At 34.8% G+C, this 17,060-nt stretch carries 15 protein-coding genes, 1 tRNA gene and 3 pseudogenes; 3 read left to right on the plus strand and 16 right to left on the minus strand.

Features of this window, described 5'->3' with window-relative positions; all coding sequences use genetic code 11:
* Positions 1 to 2 precede the first annotated feature (2 nt).
* The 4 genes from Q9R40_RS08165 to Q9R40_RS08180 form a co-directional block, all read right to left on the minus strand.
* A tRNA-Arg gene (locus Q9R40_RS08165) sits at positions 3 to 75 on the minus strand.
* 50 nt (positions 76 to 125) lie between these two features.
* Positions 126 to 1,457, minus strand: a complete 1,332-nt coding sequence (locus tag Q9R40_RS08170) for a PTS sugar transporter subunit IIC (protein WP_300594545.1) — start codon at positions 1,455 to 1,457, stop codon at positions 126 to 128.
* Positions 1,457 to 2,686 carry a DEAD/DEAH box helicase gene (locus Q9R40_RS08175; protein WP_300594548.1) on the minus strand — a complete coding sequence of 410 codons (1,230 nt, stop codon included), beginning with the start codon at positions 2,684 to 2,686 and terminating at the stop codon, positions 1,457 to 1,459. Before Q9R40_RS08175 ends, Q9R40_RS08170 begins: the two co-directional genes overlap by 1 nt.
* A 10-nt stretch (positions 2,687 to 2,696) precedes the next feature.
* Positions 2,697 to 3,407, minus strand: a complete 711-nt coding sequence (locus tag Q9R40_RS08180) for a GH25 family lysozyme (RefSeq protein WP_243536251.1) — start codon at positions 3,405 to 3,407, stop codon at positions 2,697 to 2,699.
* 120 nt (positions 3,408 to 3,527) lie between these two features.
* On the opposite strand from Q9R40_RS08180, the gene Q9R40_RS08185 reads away from it, so the two are divergent.
* Entirely contained in the window at positions 3,528 to 4,838 is a 1,311-nt protein-coding gene (locus Q9R40_RS08185; RefSeq protein WP_304677241.1) for an APC family permease, read from the plus strand.
* Positions 4,839 to 4,928: 90 nt separating this feature from the next.
* On the opposite strand, the gene hpt is transcribed toward Q9R40_RS08185, so the two are convergent.
* From hpt to Q9R40_RS08220, 7 genes and pseudogenes are all read right to left on the minus strand, one after another.
* Positions 4,929 to 5,498 carry a hypoxanthine phosphoribosyltransferase gene (hpt, locus tag Q9R40_RS08190; protein ID WP_004895417.1) on the minus strand — a complete coding sequence of 190 codons (570 nt, stop codon included), beginning with the start codon at positions 5,496 to 5,498 and terminating at the stop codon, positions 4,929 to 4,931.
* A 97-nt stretch (positions 5,499 to 5,595) separates the two neighbouring features.
* Positions 5,596 to 6,978: a hemolysin family protein gene (locus tag Q9R40_RS08195; RefSeq protein WP_300594553.1), complete on the minus strand. Its 1,383-nt coding sequence runs from the start codon at positions 6,976 to 6,978 to the stop codon at positions 5,596 to 5,598.
* 50 nt (positions 6,979 to 7,028) lie between these two features.
* Entirely contained in the window at positions 7,029 to 7,721 is a 693-nt protein-coding gene (locus Q9R40_RS08200; RefSeq protein ID WP_304677260.1) for a hypothetical protein, read from the minus strand.
* A gap of 131 nt (positions 7,722 to 7,852) precedes the next feature.
* Entirely contained in the window at positions 7,853 to 8,509 is a 657-nt protein-coding gene (locus Q9R40_RS08205) for a nitroreductase (RefSeq protein ID WP_243536242.1), read from the minus strand.
* A 157-nt stretch (positions 8,510 to 8,666) separates the two neighbouring features.
* A complete protein-coding gene (locus tag Q9R40_RS08210; RefSeq protein ID WP_300594555.1) occupies positions 8,667 to 11,072 on the minus strand; it encodes a phosphoketolase family protein in 2,406 nt (801 codons plus the stop codon).
* 106 nt (positions 11,073 to 11,178) lie between these two features.
* Positions 11,179 to 11,532: pseudogene (locus Q9R40_RS08215) on the minus strand (DeoR/GlpR transcriptional regulator); the annotation flags it as partial.
* 175 nt (positions 11,533 to 11,707) lie between these two features.
* Positions 11,708 to 12,403 (minus strand): annotated as a pseudogene (locus Q9R40_RS08220) (RNA-guided endonuclease TnpB family protein); the annotation flags it as partial.
* On the opposite strand from Q9R40_RS08220, the gene tnpA reads away from it, so the two are divergent.
* Positions 12,403 to 12,846: an IS200/IS605 family transposase gene (gene tnpA / locus Q9R40_RS08225; protein ID WP_304677261.1), complete on the plus strand. Its 444-nt coding sequence runs from the start codon at positions 12,403 to 12,405 to the stop codon at positions 12,844 to 12,846. The pseudogene Q9R40_RS08220 and the gene tnpA overlap by 1 nt on opposite strands.
* On the opposite strand, the pseudogene Q9R40_RS09545 reads toward tnpA, so the two are convergent.
* Positions 12,839 to 13,212 (minus strand): annotated as a pseudogene (locus tag Q9R40_RS09545) (DeoR family transcriptional regulator); the annotation flags it as partial. The gene tnpA and the pseudogene Q9R40_RS09545 sit on opposite strands and share 8 nt — an antisense overlap.
* A 32-nt stretch (positions 13,213 to 13,244) precedes the next feature.
* Here Q9R40_RS09545 and Q9R40_RS08235 point away from each other — a divergent pair.
* Entirely contained in the window at positions 13,245 to 13,535 is a 291-nt protein-coding gene (locus Q9R40_RS08235; RefSeq protein ID WP_297939400.1) for a bacteriocin immunity protein, read from the plus strand.
* A gap of 65 nt (positions 13,536 to 13,600) precedes the next feature.
* Here Q9R40_RS08235 and Q9R40_RS08240 read toward each other — a convergent pair whose 3' ends face one another.
* The 4 genes from Q9R40_RS08240 to rbsK form a co-directional block, all read right to left on the minus strand.
* Positions 13,601 to 14,329, minus strand: a complete 729-nt coding sequence (locus tag Q9R40_RS08240) for a GntR family transcriptional regulator (RefSeq protein ID WP_004895425.1) — start codon at positions 14,327 to 14,329, stop codon at positions 13,601 to 13,603.
* Positions 14,329 to 15,252 (minus strand): nucleoside hydrolase, encoded by a 924-nt coding sequence (locus Q9R40_RS08245; protein WP_300591968.1) that lies wholly within the window; start codon positions 15,250 to 15,252, stop codon positions 14,329 to 14,331. Before Q9R40_RS08245 ends, Q9R40_RS08240 begins: the two co-directional genes overlap by 1 nt.
* 97 nt (positions 15,253 to 15,349) lie before the next feature.
* Positions 15,350 to 16,048, minus strand: a complete 699-nt coding sequence (gene rpiA / locus Q9R40_RS08250; RefSeq protein ID WP_304677245.1) for a ribose-5-phosphate isomerase RpiA — start codon at positions 16,046 to 16,048, stop codon at positions 15,350 to 15,352.
* Positions 16,048 to 16,974, minus strand: coding sequence for a ribokinase (gene rbsK, locus Q9R40_RS08255; protein ID WP_304677247.1), 927 nt, complete (start codon positions 16,972 to 16,974; stop codon positions 16,048 to 16,050). The genes rpiA and rbsK overlap by 1 nt, the downstream gene beginning before the upstream one ends.
* Positions 16,975 to 17,060 lie beyond the last annotated feature (86 nt).

The following is a 17,060-nucleotide window of genomic DNA, read 5'->3' on the forward strand; positions in this document are numbered from 1 at the left end:
TATGACCCCGGTGAGATTCGAACTCACCTCTACGGTTTAGGAGACCATTGTTCTATCCAGATGAACTACGGGGTCAGAACTAGTTTCTACTTTAACATAAAAACTAGTTTTTCACTATCATAAATTTAATATTGAGGTAAATAGAAATTCCGTTGATTATTATCTTGCTTAGCAATCTTATCTGCCGCAAAAACAAATGGCATCCAAATAAGAAGTGCAATTACCATATTAATAAGAGCCAGTACAATAGCACGCCAATCATAATTGCAGGCTAAGAACGGTCCAATAAGTGGCGGCATTACAGTTGGAACAAAAATTTGAACTGGATTAACTAAACCAGCCTGTGTAGCCCAATAAGCTAAGGATACATTTACTAAAGGAGCTACAACAAACGGAATTAAATAGACAGGGTTAAAAACAACCGGCAGACCGAAAATAATAGGTTCATTAATATTAAAAATTCCTGGTGCTACAGCCATCTTTGCTATTGTTCGATAATCTTTACGCTTAGAAAACATTAAAATGGCAATAATTAATACCAGAGTTCCGCCTGCTCCGCCAAACCATGCAAAAACATTAAAAGAGTCGCGAACCCAAATATAAGGAACATGCTCACTATTTCTAACAGCGGTAACATTAATATTTTCTGGTGTCAGCCATAAAGAATCCATTACTGGCGTCAGTACACTTATACCATTAATTCCAAAGAACCAGAATATCTGAACCAAAAATGTAACTAATAAAACAACTCCAAAGCCCTGTCCTAAATTAACCAAGGGCCGTTGGATAGTAGTAAGCAGCCAATTACCAAAATATGTTCCTGTAAGCCTTTGAAAAGCATAATTAACAAAACCTACAATAAAAATAGAAAGCAGGATCGGAATCAGAGTGCTAAACGCCACCCATTCCGCATGCGGCATACTACTATCTACTTTTAGTCTAATTCTAGCCTTATAAAAGGTAATAAATAAAGCTGTCCCAATACAGCCAAAGATAATAGCTGTAAATAGGCCCATTGTAGAAAATTGTTTAATATCAAAAGCATTCTTAATATCAACTATATCCCCATCAATGCGCAATTTAACAGAATCACTAATGCTCATTGAAAAAGCAACTAAAGAAGCGACAGAACCTGCAAATCGGTTCACTTCATATATTTTAGCTAGATGATAACCCCAAGAAATTGCAAAATAAACAGCAAAAAGGGCAAATGTACCTTCCCATATGATGTTGTCAATTGCTACTACGGGCTGCATCAAAGAATAAAAAGTATCCCAATGCATTTGTACTTTAGCTGCTCTAATGATGCTATTAAATAGCATTGCAATTGAACCAGCCATTGTAATTGGCAGTAAAGAAATAAAAGTATCCCGCATTGCAACTAGCCAGTGTACTTGAGCTAAACGAGATGCAGGTGGCAAAACATAAGTTTCTAGCCATTTAACTAAAGATGACATTATTTTTCTCTTCTATCCTTTCGAGGATGATATCCTTTATTTTTCTTATTGCGCCAACGCTTCTTTTTATGCTTAGGCTTAATTTCCTTTACTTTCTTCTCTTGAGTTTCTGGCTCTTCTTTTTTTCGTTTTGGCTTTTCAGTCGTTAAACTATAGCCTGCAAAATATGCCCTTTGGACTTGATAAGTATCAGACAGTAATTTCTTTAAGTCTCTAAAGTCATGATCATCCCCAAGAGTGACAACAGTTCCTGATTTATTCATTCTGCCCGTTCTACCACTCCGATGCAAGTAAGTGTTCACTTCACTTGGAATTTCAAAGTTAATAACATAGCTAACATCAGGTAAATCTAACCCACGAGCTGCTAAATCAGTCGCAAATAAAAACTTAATTCGACCTGCTCTAAAATCACTAAGAATCTTTTCTCTATTTTGTTTACTAGTTTCATTACTTAAAACAGCAAATTTTGTCTTACTGTGACTAAAAATTCGAGCAAATCTCATTTCACTTTCTGTACTATCAAAAAAGAGAATGCCCTTAAACTTATCTAACTTTGCCAACCGCTGCAAAAACTGCATTTTATATTCATTTGAAACTTGTAAAAAGTAATGTTTAACTTCAGATTTTTGTTCTGGTCTTACATCAATCAGTAAGAAAGTATGATTAAACAAATCTTCAGCATCTTTCGTAATTTCTGACTCTGATGCTCCAAAAAGTAAGATTTGAGCAGACGAAGACAAATTTTGTCCTAATGAACTCAGCAAATCTAATTTTGTGAATTCTAAAATATCATCTGCTTCATCAATTACCAAAGCATTAATGTCTTGATACTTGATTCTATTCTCTGATAAAAAGTCAAAAAATCTCCCTGGTGTAGCAATTATTATTTCCGGCTTTTCCTTTTTTAAACGTTCTAATTGTCTTTTTCTATTTCCTGCTCCAACTAATGCAATTGTTTTTAATCCTAATGATTTTGCATAAGATAAAAGATTATTCCTAGTTTGAATCGCTAATTCAGTAGTAGGCTCTAAAATAATGCCTCGACCACCAATTTCGGCAATTCGCTCCATTACTGGTAAACCATAAGCTAAAGTTTTACCAGTACCAGTCTTAGCTAATCCTACGATGCTAGCACCATTACGAATGGCATCGTATGTTCTTTCTTGAATTAAGGTTGGTTTATTCTTATGTTCTTTTTCTAAAACTTGTGTAATTGCGTTTGAATACATTTTATTTCCTCTATTGTGTTCCTTGCTGACCATATAATTGCTCATACTGTGTATTAGTACCAATATAAGCAAACATAGTTACATCCCGTTCGAGATTATCTATATTTTTAACTCTTCCATTTTGAGTGTAACACCAAAAGGCATAGTGTCGCCTATCTTTTAAACTTGCTCCTGTATATAAAAATCTTGTTCCTGCAGGAAAGTAATTATGATAACGGTAATCACCAGCTATCATTACTCTTTTTCCAAGATTATTTATCATTTGAGCAAAAACTCCCATTCGCTTCCAATATGATTTAGTCAAGTGACTAGCCGCTGGAACAATCATAACAGGCAAACTTCCGGTGTTAGTTCCAACTTTATTCAAAAAGTATTGGTATTGTTCTTGATTACTTGTTTCATCACTATAAGCAATAATTGTACCAAAATTTAAGTTAGTTCCTTGAATTTGATCGCGATAAAGTAAATAATTATCGTCAAAATAAGATTTTCCTTGTGTTGATCGCAAATATACAAAAGAAATACCATTTTTTTCTAACTTATGTAGATCAATGTAATCTTTTGTTTGGTCTAGTTCAATGCCTAGTACACTCATATTTGAACCACGAGGAACAGTTGTATTTTGCCTCATATTAAAGTATCCCCACACTAGTCCTGAGAAAGCTAGAATAAGTAAGATAATAATACTTGGAAAAGTATATTTATGTCGATAACGATGCATTGCAGTCCCTCCATTAGCTATTTTAACGAACTTCTTCTTTCTACACCACTTTCATTAAGATTTAGTATAAAATGATATCATTACTAAAAGTTATAGATATATCGAAAGGAAAGCATAATCTTGAAAAGACAAATTAGCTTTGGTCAAGCCCTAGCTACAGTCGTTGGCACTGTAATTGGTGGGGGCGTTTTTTTCAAAATAGGAAGCATTAGTCATGAAACTGGCACTCCCTCATTAACTCTTTTCGTCTGGATTTTAGCCGGTATTGTTTCCATTGCTTCTGGCCTCACCGTATCTGAAATTGCGGCTGCTCTTCCAGTTACTGGGGGTTCTATCAAGTACATCGAGTATACTTACGGGAAAGTTTGGGGCTTTTTATTTGGCTGGGCTCAAATGCTAGTCTATTTTCCTGCTAATATCGCTGCTCTAAGCGTTATATTTGGACAACAATTTGTTGTTTTATTTAACCTGCCTGCTAAATACGCAACTTTAATTGCTCTACTGCTAGCCATATTTTTAATGGGGTTAAATTTTATTTCTACAAAATTTTCAACCCGGATGCAATCAGTCATGACTATTCTTAAGACCATCCCAATTGCTTTAATTGTGCTGTTTGGACTTTTTAACTCAAACAAAGTCAATATTACCCTACTTCCTTTAAGCTCTGGACATAATGTTTCTTTTTGGACAGGTTTAAGTGGTGGTTTACTTGCAGCTTTATTTGCTTATGATGGCTGGATTAACGTAACTAATTTAGCTGGCGAGATTGAAAAGCCTGAGAAAAACCTATCAAGAGCGATCATTATTGGACTATCGGCTATTACTTTAATTTATGTATTAGTCAACTACGCATTTTTAACCGCTATCCCTTTTAAAGAAATTATTGGGAATCAAAATACTGCCTATTTAGCTTCGTTAAAACTATTTGGTAGTTTAGGCGGTAAATTAGTTACTATTGGAATTTTAATTTCAGTTTATGGCGCAATTAATGGTTTTATGCTTACAGGAATGAGAATACCTTATACTTTAGCACGAAATAAAATGTTACCATTTTCTGATAAAATTAGTCGTACTAATGTTAATACAGGTGTGCCTACACTGAGTGCACTAATTATTCTTTTCGTATCTTTAATAATGATTCTACTAGGAACTTTTGACCTGTTAACTAATATGCTCGTTTTCGTCATGTGGACTTTTACCACCCTAATTTCAATTGCAGTAGTAATTTTGCGCTACCGCGAACCTAAACTGGAACGTCCTTATGTTGTTCCTTGGTATCCAATTGTCCCGATCATCTCAATTGGTGGTGGTTTATTCATTGTGATCAGTACTGTAATTAACGAATTCTGGCTCTCAATAACTGGTATAGGTCTAACCCTATTGGGCCTTCCTATTTATTACTATATGAAAAAACAGAATAATCGCCAATAATAAAGCTTATAGATAAAGGGTTGAAACTTCCACTAGCTAAGAAGGAAGTCTCAACCCTTTTTAACTTTATGATAAAGATATTTTGAATGATTAACGGTTTAAGTTTGCCTGAATAACTTCTGGTTTTAAAACACCCACATAAGGTAGATTACGGTAAGCATTTAAATAATCTAGTCCATAGCCAACTACAAATTCATTTTCAACTTTTGAGCCATAGTAATCTACAACCACATCATCTTCACGACGTTCTGTCTTGTTAAGAAGTGCGCAACACTTTACACTTTTTGCGCCACGTTCAATTAATAGATCCTTCATAAATTTTAAAGTATGACCAGTATCAACAATATCTTCAACCAGTAATACATCTCTACCTTTAACATCTGCTTGAACATCAATATCTAATCTAACTTTACCGGTTGATTCAAAGCCATCACCGTAGCTTGAAACATCCATAAAGTCATTTTGCATTTTTACGTTCATATGGCGTGTTAAATCAGTCATAAAGTATACAGCACCCTTTAGTACCCCAATGACTAATGGAAACTTACCAGCGTAATCCTCAGTTAATTGCTTACCTAGCCTTTGACAGATCTCTTCGATGTCATCTTGACTAAATAAAACACGATCAATAATGTTGTCAATATTATCACTATTTTGCATTTTAACCCTCTATATCCTTTTATAAATGCGTTGTTAATAGTAGAATTATAACATTTAATTAGATAAAAAAGCACCTATCTTGAGGTGCTTTTTCCGATTATTTATCTTTTTCTTTATCGCTTTGATCGCTATTTTCTGAATCACCATTTTCACTGGCTTGATCAATCTTAGAAACGAGGAACCAACGCATGAATCCCTGTTCAATGTTTACTAGCTTAAACTTAAAGCCTTCTAAATCAACAGATTCACCCTTCTTTAAGTTAGGATAGTGTTCCATCATATAACCACCAATGGTAATAATATCACTATCTTCGAATGCCTTTAGCTTAGTATGGAAGTAGCGTTCAAAATCATATAAAGTAGTCTTTCCTGAAACGTGAATATTTCCATGATCATCGCGGACAATATATTCGTCTGAAACATCATCGATTTCATCCTTAATTGATCCGAAGAGTTCTTCATAAATATCTTTATCAGTTACAATTCCACTTGTTCCACCATACTCATCAACTACTAAAACAATTGGTGTGTGCTTTTTAATCATTAATTTCAAAATATCTTGAATTAACATTGATTCAGGCACAGTAATAATCGCTCTAATAATTCTAGTAATCGGAACATTAGGATTTTCCTGATCTTGACTTACGATATCATAAGCATAAACGTATCCTACAACATCATCTTTATCGTTATCACGCACAACTGGGAAACGGCTAAAGCCATCTTTAATGTATTTCTCTAAAGCCGTCTTCACATCATCAGTAGCATTTAAAACTTGAAGTTGGGTACGATCTGTCATGATATCTTTAGCAACTTTGTCATTTAATTCAAAAGCACGTTCCATGTACAAAAGATCGTCTTTATCAAGTGAGCCGCCAGTTACAGCGTTACGAGATAAACGTAAGATTTCAGATTGTGAATAAACTTCACTTTCTTCATCAGCTGACTGCATTCCCAATAGATGCAGCAATCCATTAGCACTATGGTTAAGTAACCAGACGAATGGATATACAATCGTATGGAAAGCAGCTAAAGGAGTAACAACTGCCATTAAACACTTAACAGGCATGTCAATAGCAATATTCTTAGGAACAATTTCAGTTACAACAACTTCTAAATAAGTTAGCAATACAACACCTAAAGTTGCTCCTAATACTCCACTAGTCTTTGCTCCAAACCAAGGTGTCATTTTAAACACATCGGTCAATAATTCTTCAATAGTTCCTTGACCAATCCAACCTAAAATAACACCAACTAAAGTAGTACCTACTTGAGTGGTAGATAATGACTCATTCAAGTTATGAACCATATGTAGAGCACGCTTTAGTTTCTTAGGATTGCCTTGACCGTTTGCCAGCATATCTTCTAGCTGACTCGATCTAGTTTGCACTAAAGCAAATTCAGCAACAACAAAGAAAATTGCAATTAAAAACGTTATGAAAATAACAATTAAATTAGTAGTTATAGTACTTGTAGACAAGTGATCTTCACCTTTTTTATATATTAAATAATTACATCTCTATTTTAGCATTATTTTTCTGAATCAGGGATCCAGTTTGCAACTAATCCGGGATGATTATAATTTTCTTCAATATTACTTGAAACCTGCTTATTATAGGAATTAGCTGGTAGTTCAACTTTCTCGCGTAAATTATGTTTTAAATCAATAAATCCTAACTTCAAAAACTTCCTATTTTTAATCTTAAAATGATAGCCTGTAAAGTAAGCTTTATTTCCTGGGATTTTTTTACAATCTGCTAAACTGAACTTCATTACTACATTATTTAATTCAATAAAAGCATAATAATCATTTTTACCAAGATAGGTAACTTCTTGCTTCACTGGTATCTTTTTATAAATTGAGGGTAAGTGTGACGGAGTCTGAATATCAGCTACATATTTAAACGCCTCGATTTCTTCTGGATCATAATATTTATTAGAAAAAATCTGAGCATCGTATTCTCTAACCATCGGTGTCAAATAGTGATTTTCATTGACATATTCTGTTGATTCCTTATTTTTAAAATACGCTATCCCAAGAAAAGTTACTAAAAATACAGTTATTACCCCAAATAAAGTATAAGTAATTTTATTATGTACACATAAAAATGGAATCAATCCAACAAATAAAAAAATCGTTCCTAAAATTAAAATATAACCTGGCAATGTATAATTGAACCATTTATCCCAATTAGCCCATTGCTCGGGAGAAACTAACAGCATCATTCTTCTTCTCCTTTGTTTTTTTATAATTATGTCATATTTTAATTTTATTTTAAATAAGTAAGCAAAAAACTCTTGAAGAATTCCATCTAATATATTAGGTATCCTTTAATTCTTCAAGAGTTTCTCAATTAGATATCTTTTTTAATCTTTAAAACTTCATCTAACGGTACACGCTTAGACTTGTAATTATTAATTGTTGCCTTCTTATTAGGATATCCTAAACCAATCCCAATTCCGATTGATTCATCCTCTGGAATATCCAAATATTTTCTTATTACATCTGGATATTTAACAAAGGCCTGCGCAGGCATTGTGCTTAAGCCGCGATTATTAGCAGCTAACATTAATGTCTGAGAAAACGCACCTAAGTCAAAAATTGACCAAGCGGGAGATTTTTTAGGAATAGTCAAAAATACGATCACAGGAGCATTAAATAGTTTCACTTGGGCTTGATCAAAAGTATCAGATTCACCACGTAAAAAGTAATCTAACGTTTCACTCATTGTTGCCATGTTCTTACTTGGGAATGTATCCCACTCAACTTTTAGCAATGAGGCAAAATCTTCATGTGGTTCTTCATGAGCCAAGGCCTTCTCCTCATGATCTTTTCTTATTGCTTTTGCCACCTCACCTTCAGCTACATAAATTCGCCATGGTTGTGAATTTAGTAATGATGGTGTTCTTTGTGCCTCTTCGATTACCTTAATCACAGTTTTTTCGCTTACTCTTTGATCAGTAAACTTTCTTGTTGCATGTTCACTTGCTAAAACATCTTTAAAATCCATCTCATCATCCCTTCCTACAATATCTTTTTTATTAAAATTACACTTACTTTACTTAATATATTATAACAATAAATGTCACACTAACAATACAATGATTTTTTAATAACTACAATTAAAAAAGATCGGAAATTAATCCGATCTTTAAAAAATAATATATTTAATTTAAGCCATTCCATTGCCATTCAGTAACTTCAGGCATATCTTTACCGTTATCACGGATATATTGATGATGTTTAGCAAGCAAGCTATCCATTTCATCAATGAAATCGGCATTCTTTTCACTGAGCTCAGGAATACTTTCTACTACATCTTTTGCTAAATCATAGCGATCCATGTGGTTTAAAACACGCATATCAAAAGGAGTGGTAATGTCACCATTTTCTTCATAGCCATGAATATGAACATCGTCTTTTCCACGGCCACGATCAAACCAAATTGATTCCATCATTGGCTTAAATCCATGCCATGCAAAGATAACTGGTGTACCTTTAGGGAAAAGACGGTTGAATTCTTCATTGCTAATTGCATTTGGATTCTTTTCTGGTGACATTAACTTCATTACATCAATCACATTAATATAGCGAATCTTTAAGTCTGGGAATTTCTTATGAAGTAAGTCAATGGCAGCTAAAGATTCAATTGTTGGTTCAGTACCAGTTGAAGCAAAAACAACATCTGGCTTAGCACCCTTATCAGTTGATGCCCAGTCAACATAACCAAGGCCTTTATCAACTAATTTCTTAGCTTCTTCAATTGAGAACCATTGAGGACGAGGTTGTTTAGAAGTTACTAACACATTGATGCATTCACGATCTCTAAATGCCTTATCAGATACAGCAAGAAGTGAATTAGTATCCGCTGGCAAGTATTCGTGAATTAAATCTGGACGATTCTTTTCATACAAATGAGTCAACATACCGGGATCTTGGTGAGTATAACCATTGTGGTCTTGCTGGAAAACAGTTGAAGTATCAACTAAGTTTAAGGCTGGATAATCATGTCTCCAAGCTTGTTCTTTAGCTTTTCTCAACCATTTCATATGTTGAGTAAGCATTGAATCAACTACACGGCCAAATGCTTCATAAGTAGCAAAGAATCCGTGACGACCAGTTAACACATATCCTTCAAGCCAACCTTCATCTTGGTGTTCTGACAATTGTGAGTCAATCACACGACCTTCGTGAGCCAAGTTTTCATCGTTTGGAGTATGAATATTTTCCATCCATTGACGTTTTTGATTATCTAAAAGTTGGAACAAACGATTAGACTTAGTTTCATCTGGACCAAAACCGCGGAAATTAGTTGGGTTCAAGTCAGACATCTTATCTAAATATTTTGCCCATTCAGCCATATCTTGTTTTTCAACAGAGCCAGGTTTATCAAATTTAATTGCAAAGTCGCGGTAATCAGGCATATTTAAGACTTTTGGATCAATACCACCATTGGTTACTGGATTCATAGCCATTCTTTGGTCGCCTGATAAGGTATTTTCCTTAACAATATCTTTTGGTGAGCCATCTTCATCGAATAATTCTTCTGGCTTATAGCTTTCCATCCAATCAGTAAGCATTTCTTTATGAGTCATATCATCTTGAGCAACAGGAATTGGAATTTGGTGAGCACGGAAACTATTTTCAATTGGATTGCCATCTAGATCAAATTTTGGACCCGTCCAACCCTTAGGTACTCTAAAGACAATCATTGGCCACTTCACTAAGGAATCATCGTTGTTTTCACGCGCATGTTTTTGAATAGACTTAATCTCTTCAACAACTTCGTCCATTGTCTTTGCCATTTCTTGGTGAACTTCCATATGGTCTTTATAACCATTAAATTCGCCGTCTTTATATGCAGAAACAAAGTATGGCTTCCAACCCATTCCTTCAAAGTACTTAGTTAAGTCTTCATCACTCATTCTAGAAACGATAGTTGGGTTAGAAATCTTAAAGCCATTAATTTGCAAGATCGGAATAACTGCACCATCTTTAATTGGATTAATGAACTTACTTGAAAACCAAGAAGTAGCAAGTGGACCAGTTTCTGATTCACCATCACCAATTTCAACTGCTGCAATTACGTCTGGATTATCTAAAATTGCACCAACACCGTGGGACAGTGAATATCCTAATTCTCCACCTTCATGGATGGATCCAGGAGTTTCTGGAGCAGCATGAGAAGCAACTCCACCTGGAAAACTAAATTGCTTAAATAACTTAGCCATTCCCTTTTCATCTTGAGTAATTTCTGGGTAGCGTTCAGTATAAGAACCATCTAAATATGAGTTCGATACCATTACTTGACCACCGTGACCAGAACCTTCAATGTAGAACATGTTTAAATCATATTTCTTAATTGCACGATTTAAATGTGCATAAATAAAGTTCTGTGGCACAATTGTACCCCAGTGACCAATTGGCTTAGGTTTTACATCTTCTGCCTTTAATTCTCTTTTAAGTAAAGGATTACTCATTAAAAATAATTGTCCCACTGATAAGTAGTTAGCTGCACGCCAGTATGCGTCAACACTCTTTAAGTATTCTTGAGAATCGTAATTTACTGCCATAGCTATATCTCCTTGAAATAGTTTTCATTTCCTTATTACAGTAATATCATATAGTATCAAATGCATAAATTCAACTTTTAAGAAAATTGGGACGGTCCAATTATAATTACTTACTTTTTATATTTTCCTCCTCAAGTACTTCCCGAATCTTAATATTCTTTTTAAAATATTTTCGATACTGGGGATCAAGCTTATTATCTGTGATCAAAATATCAGCTTGCTTGCAATCCATTACCTTATACGGCGAAGATCTATCTTCTTTAAATTTATATTCTTCTGCCAGTAAAATAACTGTTTTGGTTCGATTAACTACTTCTCTTTCAATTTGTGCATCAGAGTGATTAATTACAAAAACTCCATTTTTATTAACCGATGATGTCCCAATTACGGCAATATCAAATTCATATTTATCTATTTCTTTTAAACTATTTAAAGAAGATGTATAGTGATTCTCTTTATGTCAACTACCCCAGAATGAATTCTGGGGCTTGGTGGTTCGTTAGCTTGCGCTAACTATTTCACCAATTTGCTTAGATACAGGCTTAACTTGTTTGAATTGCGAAAATCCAAACAGCGGTTTTTCCAATTACCAAAGCCTTTTGAGTCCGCAAGTTGCCAAACGGACTACAGTCTATTTAGATTGCTTTTTTTATTTTAGGATTTTTCCAAATACCTTTGCTTTTTTCTAAGATGTTTACAGAAGCATTCCAATCTCTTATATGATAACTTCCGCATACTGGGCAAGTCCATTTCCGATCCTTAAGCGTAAGTTTCTTATAGCCGTTTTGTCCCATTATGTTTCCGCAATTATGACACCTTTGCGTAGTAAATTTTGGATCAATCGTGACAAACTTTTTGCCATGAAGATCAGCTTTATATTCGAGCATGGTTAAGAAACTCCGCCATCCTACATCAGAAATAGATTGGGCAAGAGCATGATTCTTTAAGAGATTTTTACTTCTTAGTTCTTCGGCTACTACTAAATCGTGGTTTTTGATTAATGCAGTAGAAAGAACCTGCAAGAAGTCTTGTCTCTGTCTGCGAATCCTGTCGTGCAGTTTAGCTACGGCTAGGCGCTGTTTTTGATAGTTCTTGGATTCACACAAAGAGCGTCCTTCTTTTTTGGCTCTGCGTTCTCTACGTGAAAGTATTCTTTGAGCGTGGGCGAGCTTTTTCTTGGCTCTGCGATAAAACCTTGGATTAGCTACTATTGCACCGTTAGAATCCGTCAAGAAATTATCCAAGTTAAGATCAATGCCGATCTGCTTTTGTGTTTTAGCATAGTCTTTGACAAAGGCAATATCACTTCCCAGCTGTAAAGAAAGACAAAATAAAAGACGCAAGCTATGAAAAGCACTACGTCTACAATACTCATTATCATTTGATTTGGTGTACCAAATACCGCAATCATCTTTTTACAAATACCAATTTAGCCGAAGAAATGCGAAAGCTTTTATTGCAGATTGCCGAGGATAATCAAATTAAGATAGAAAAAATGGAGATCATGCCCGAGTATGTTCACTTATTGGTTAGCTTTAAGCCTTCTAAATCTGGTTCTAGTGTAATCAAGGCTCTAAAAGGCAGAAGTGGCAGGTTGTTTTTGCAGGCACATCCCGAAATTAGGCAAAACAAGATGTGGGGCGGACATCTATGGTCGCCAAGCTATTATTTTGGCAGTGTAGGCAATATGTCAAAAGAAGTGGTAGAGAAATACATCAACGATCAAGTCTATAACGCAATCAAAGACGGTAAGCCCTATCCATCCGCGCATTAAAATACGGGGATTTACGAGCGGATTTCATTAAATAGCCGCCTAATAAGATCACATTGGGCAAGTTATCCATCATTAGGGCACTCGCATTATCAATCGAATTTGTCATAACGGTTGCATTTAGGTCCTTAAGACAGGGACACAACTGTGAAATAGTAGTTGACGCATTTAAGTAAATTAACTTATCGGCTGTTAAATATTTTGCTGTCATCTTAGCTATTTTTTCTTAATGGGCGATAAAACATGGGATCTAAAATTATAACCTGGGACGATCCCCTGTTTAATTCTCATCAATCCACCATGAATTCGAATCGCTTGACCCGTATTGGTTAATTTAATTACATCCCTTCGAGCCGTATCAAAAGAGATTAGAAAAATCTATTACAAAGCACGATGAAATCATCACAGTATTAAAAGATTTATATACTAGTTTCAAAAAAGTTCAAATTAAAGCATATCTTCCGCTTGAGCAGACAATTTTAAAAGTCATCGCCAAAGCTGAAAACCACGATGACGCAGCTGCTTGGAGTAATAAGTTAGTTATATATTTGCAATCTCAAATAGTACTTAAGCAAATTCCGATTACCACGGAACAAGATACTTTAATTAATTTCCTCAGTGAGCAATGTAAAAACACTAACTTAAACTATGTATATCTGTCTCCTGTTGACGATAGCTTGCAATTTGATTAAGCTACTCGTCCTATACAAAAAGCCATTGTTTCTCTCATCCCCCGAGAAAAACAATGGCTTATTTTTTATTCTTGACTTAAATTAACAAAAGTATTGTACTTCATGTATTTATAATGAATTCTCATATTTGAAACTTCAAATGGAGTTCCATCATCTAAAAAGAAAATACCCTCCATTACACCTACAGGTTCATTAGGTGCCAACATCAGTTTAGACTGATCTTCTAAAGTTGATGGCTCAACTGTAATTGTTAAGAATGAACGAGTTACAGTTTTATTTTGTGTATCTTCTAAGTAGTTAAAGAGTGAGCCTTTAAGAATATCTGGATTTAATTCTGGAGTAATCTTAATAGGAATAAAACCTGTTTCAATTAAAAATGGCTGATCATCTAATAAACGAAGTCGTTTTATTTGATAAACAAAATCTGAATCTTTTAAAAATAAGTCTTGTCTCAAATCTTCGTCAGCCTTAATTACCTGATAGTCTAACAGCTCAATACTTTGCTTCTTACCGGGAACACTAAAGGAATCAGTAATACCTAAATTTGATCCCTCATACTTAAAAAGTGCCTGATTTTTCAAATAGAGCGGATTAATAAATGTTCCGCTACCTCTTTTTTTAAAAACTATCCCTTGCTGAGCAAGCAAACCTAAAGCGCGTTTCATCGATGAACGACTTACATGATAATAGTCGCTTAGGCTTCGCTCATCAGGCAAACGCATATCTTCATATTCATTATTAAGTATTTTTTGTTTAATATCGCGCATTACTGAGCGATAGACTAAATCAGTCATTATTTTCTCCCATTATTAGCAGTCTTGATACTATCAATGAACCAAGCTGCAAACTTCTCTGTATCAACGTCTGTTGCAATTTGTGCATTATGTTTTTCACTTAAGAAATCCATCACACTAGCACCATATGTATAGCGTCCAGCTAATTCAATTTCAACATTAGCTGGCTTTAAAGTAAAGAATTCAGGATGAAGCATAATTCCAACTGCTGTTGGATCATAAATCTTAATTCGAGTATCTCCATCAGGTTCATGAATATTAGAAAACATTGAATAAAGCATTTTACCAACTTCGCCGCATTCTTTAATCTTGTCCATCTGATCTTGAGTTAAATGGGCCTTATCTCCAATTTCAAGTGGAGCTACATAAACTGGCAAGCCGGAATGGAAAACAATTTGTGCCGCTTCTGGATCACCCGCAATATTATACTCTGCAAATGGACTATGGTTTCCATGTCCAATGTTTCCACCCATAATATAAACTTCGGCAATATTTTCTACCACATCAGGATACTGCTTAAATAAAAGGGCAAAGTCAGTTAAAGGACCGACTCCTAATAGAGTAACTTTTTCAGGACTGTTTTTAATTGTTTCATACATCTTCGTAGCTGCAAGTCCTGGATCTAATAAATCATCGCTAGCTTTTTCGAATTCAAAGCCAGCAATTCCCGTTTCACCATGAACAGAAGCTGCACTAATTGCTGGACGTACTAATGGCTGATTAGCTCCTTTGACTACAGGAACTTTTGTGTGTAAAAAGTTCTCTAAATCAAGAGTATTTTGTAAAGTATGTTCTAAAGAAACATTTCCCCATGTTGGGACAATCATTTTAACATCAAGTTCATCTGCAAAAAAACTGATTGTCATTGCAGCAACATCATCAATACCTGGATCTGTACTAATAATTAAGGGCTTTTTTGACATAAAGGTCCTTCTTTCTAAATATACGTATCATATTCATTATGAACTAAGATTTGTTACAAAAAAAGACTTGAACTGATCAAGTCTTTTAAAAATTATATTAATTTTTCTTTTTGTCTTCGATTGTACCATCACTATGTGCAATGATGACTTCATCACACATGTCTAAAAACAAACCATGCTCAACTACACCAACAGTGTGGTCCAAATAATCAGCTAAACCGTGTGGTACTGGAGTTGGATCAGCAGCTAAATCAATGATGTAATTACCGTAATGCGTTACATAACGCTTACCCTCATCATCTAAACGCCATTGAGGCTTCAAACCTTCTGCTTCAAAACGCTTAAAGTTTTGTTCAGCAGATACTGGTAATACTTCAACTGGAAGCGGAAAACCGCTCAGATGGTGAACAAGTTTTGATTCATCAACAATCCAAATAATTTTCTTTGAGTTGATAGCAACATTTTTTTCTAAAGTTAAGGCACCACCGCCGCCTTTAATTCCATCTAAATTATCGTCTACTCGATCAGCGCCATCTACTGTTAAATCAGCTTGATCAATATCTGCTAACTCATCAACCTTAAAGCCCAGTCCTTCAAGTTGCTTCTTACTACGATTAGAAGTAGTAACAATATGCTTTAAACTAAACCCTTCTTTTTCTTTGCGTTCACCTAATGCATCGATAAAAAATGCAACTGTTGAGCCTGTTCCAACTCCTAAAACAGAATTAGGCTCTACCATCTTAGCAGCTTTAGTAGCTGCTTCTTTTTTTAATTGATCTTGCTCTGTCTTATTCATTAGTTTTTCTCCTTCAAAGCTTCTTCAACTACTTCTCTAGTTGGAATAGATGGAAATGCACCTAATTTTTGGACTGTAAATGAGGATGATTTGGATGCATAAATCACACTATCTCTTAAGTTACTTAAATCAGGCTTCAATTCGCTAGATAAAGCACCTAAGAATGTATCACCAGCTGCCGTTGTATCAGCTGCCTTTACTTTGAAAGCTGGAACAATTTCTTCAATATCTTCATAAGAAACATAAGATCCACGTTCACCGATTGTGATAATTACACCCTTAATTCCCATTTGATGAAAAATTTCACTGCTCTTCTTCATTGACTCTTCACTGTCAACTTTAATTCCTGTAATACTCTCAGCTTCAGTTTCATTAGGAGTAATCAAGTCGGTTAACTCTAATAATTCTTCTGGAATATCAGTACGAGCAGGCGCAGGATTTAAAATAGTAATTTTACCAGCTTCTCTAGCAACCTTAAAAGCTTCAATAGTTGCTTCAATTGGTGTTTCAAATTGAGCAATCACAAAATCACTATCTTCAATTTGACTTTTCGCATTTCTAACATCTTCTGCTGTTACGTCAAAATTTGCACCATGTTGAATAATAATTGAGTTTTGTCCTGTCTCTTGAAGCAAAATATAAGCTTGTCCAGTTTGTTGGTTTGGGGTTACAGCTACATGGTCAACATTAATTCCATTTTCTTTAAATTGCTCAAGCATAAAACGACCATTGTCATCATCCCCAACCCGTCCAACAAAAATTGTTTCATTTTTTGCTCGACTACTTGCTACAGCTTGATTGGCTCCCTTACCACCAGCAGCTTTTGAAAATTCAGACATTGCTATTGTTTCTCCTGGTTGAGGAAGTTTCTTGATATGCATAATATTATCAACGTTAATTGACCCAACAATTGTAACTTTATTCATGGTATTTCCTTCCCTGTATGGCAATATTTACTTTCATTATAGCAAAAAAGCATTCCATACACGGAATGCTTTGCATAAATATATTT

This window comes from uncultured Lactobacillus sp., assembly GCF_948948975.1.
In the GTDB taxonomy this organism is placed as follows: domain Bacteria; phylum Bacillota; class Bacilli; order Lactobacillales; family Lactobacillaceae; genus Lactobacillus.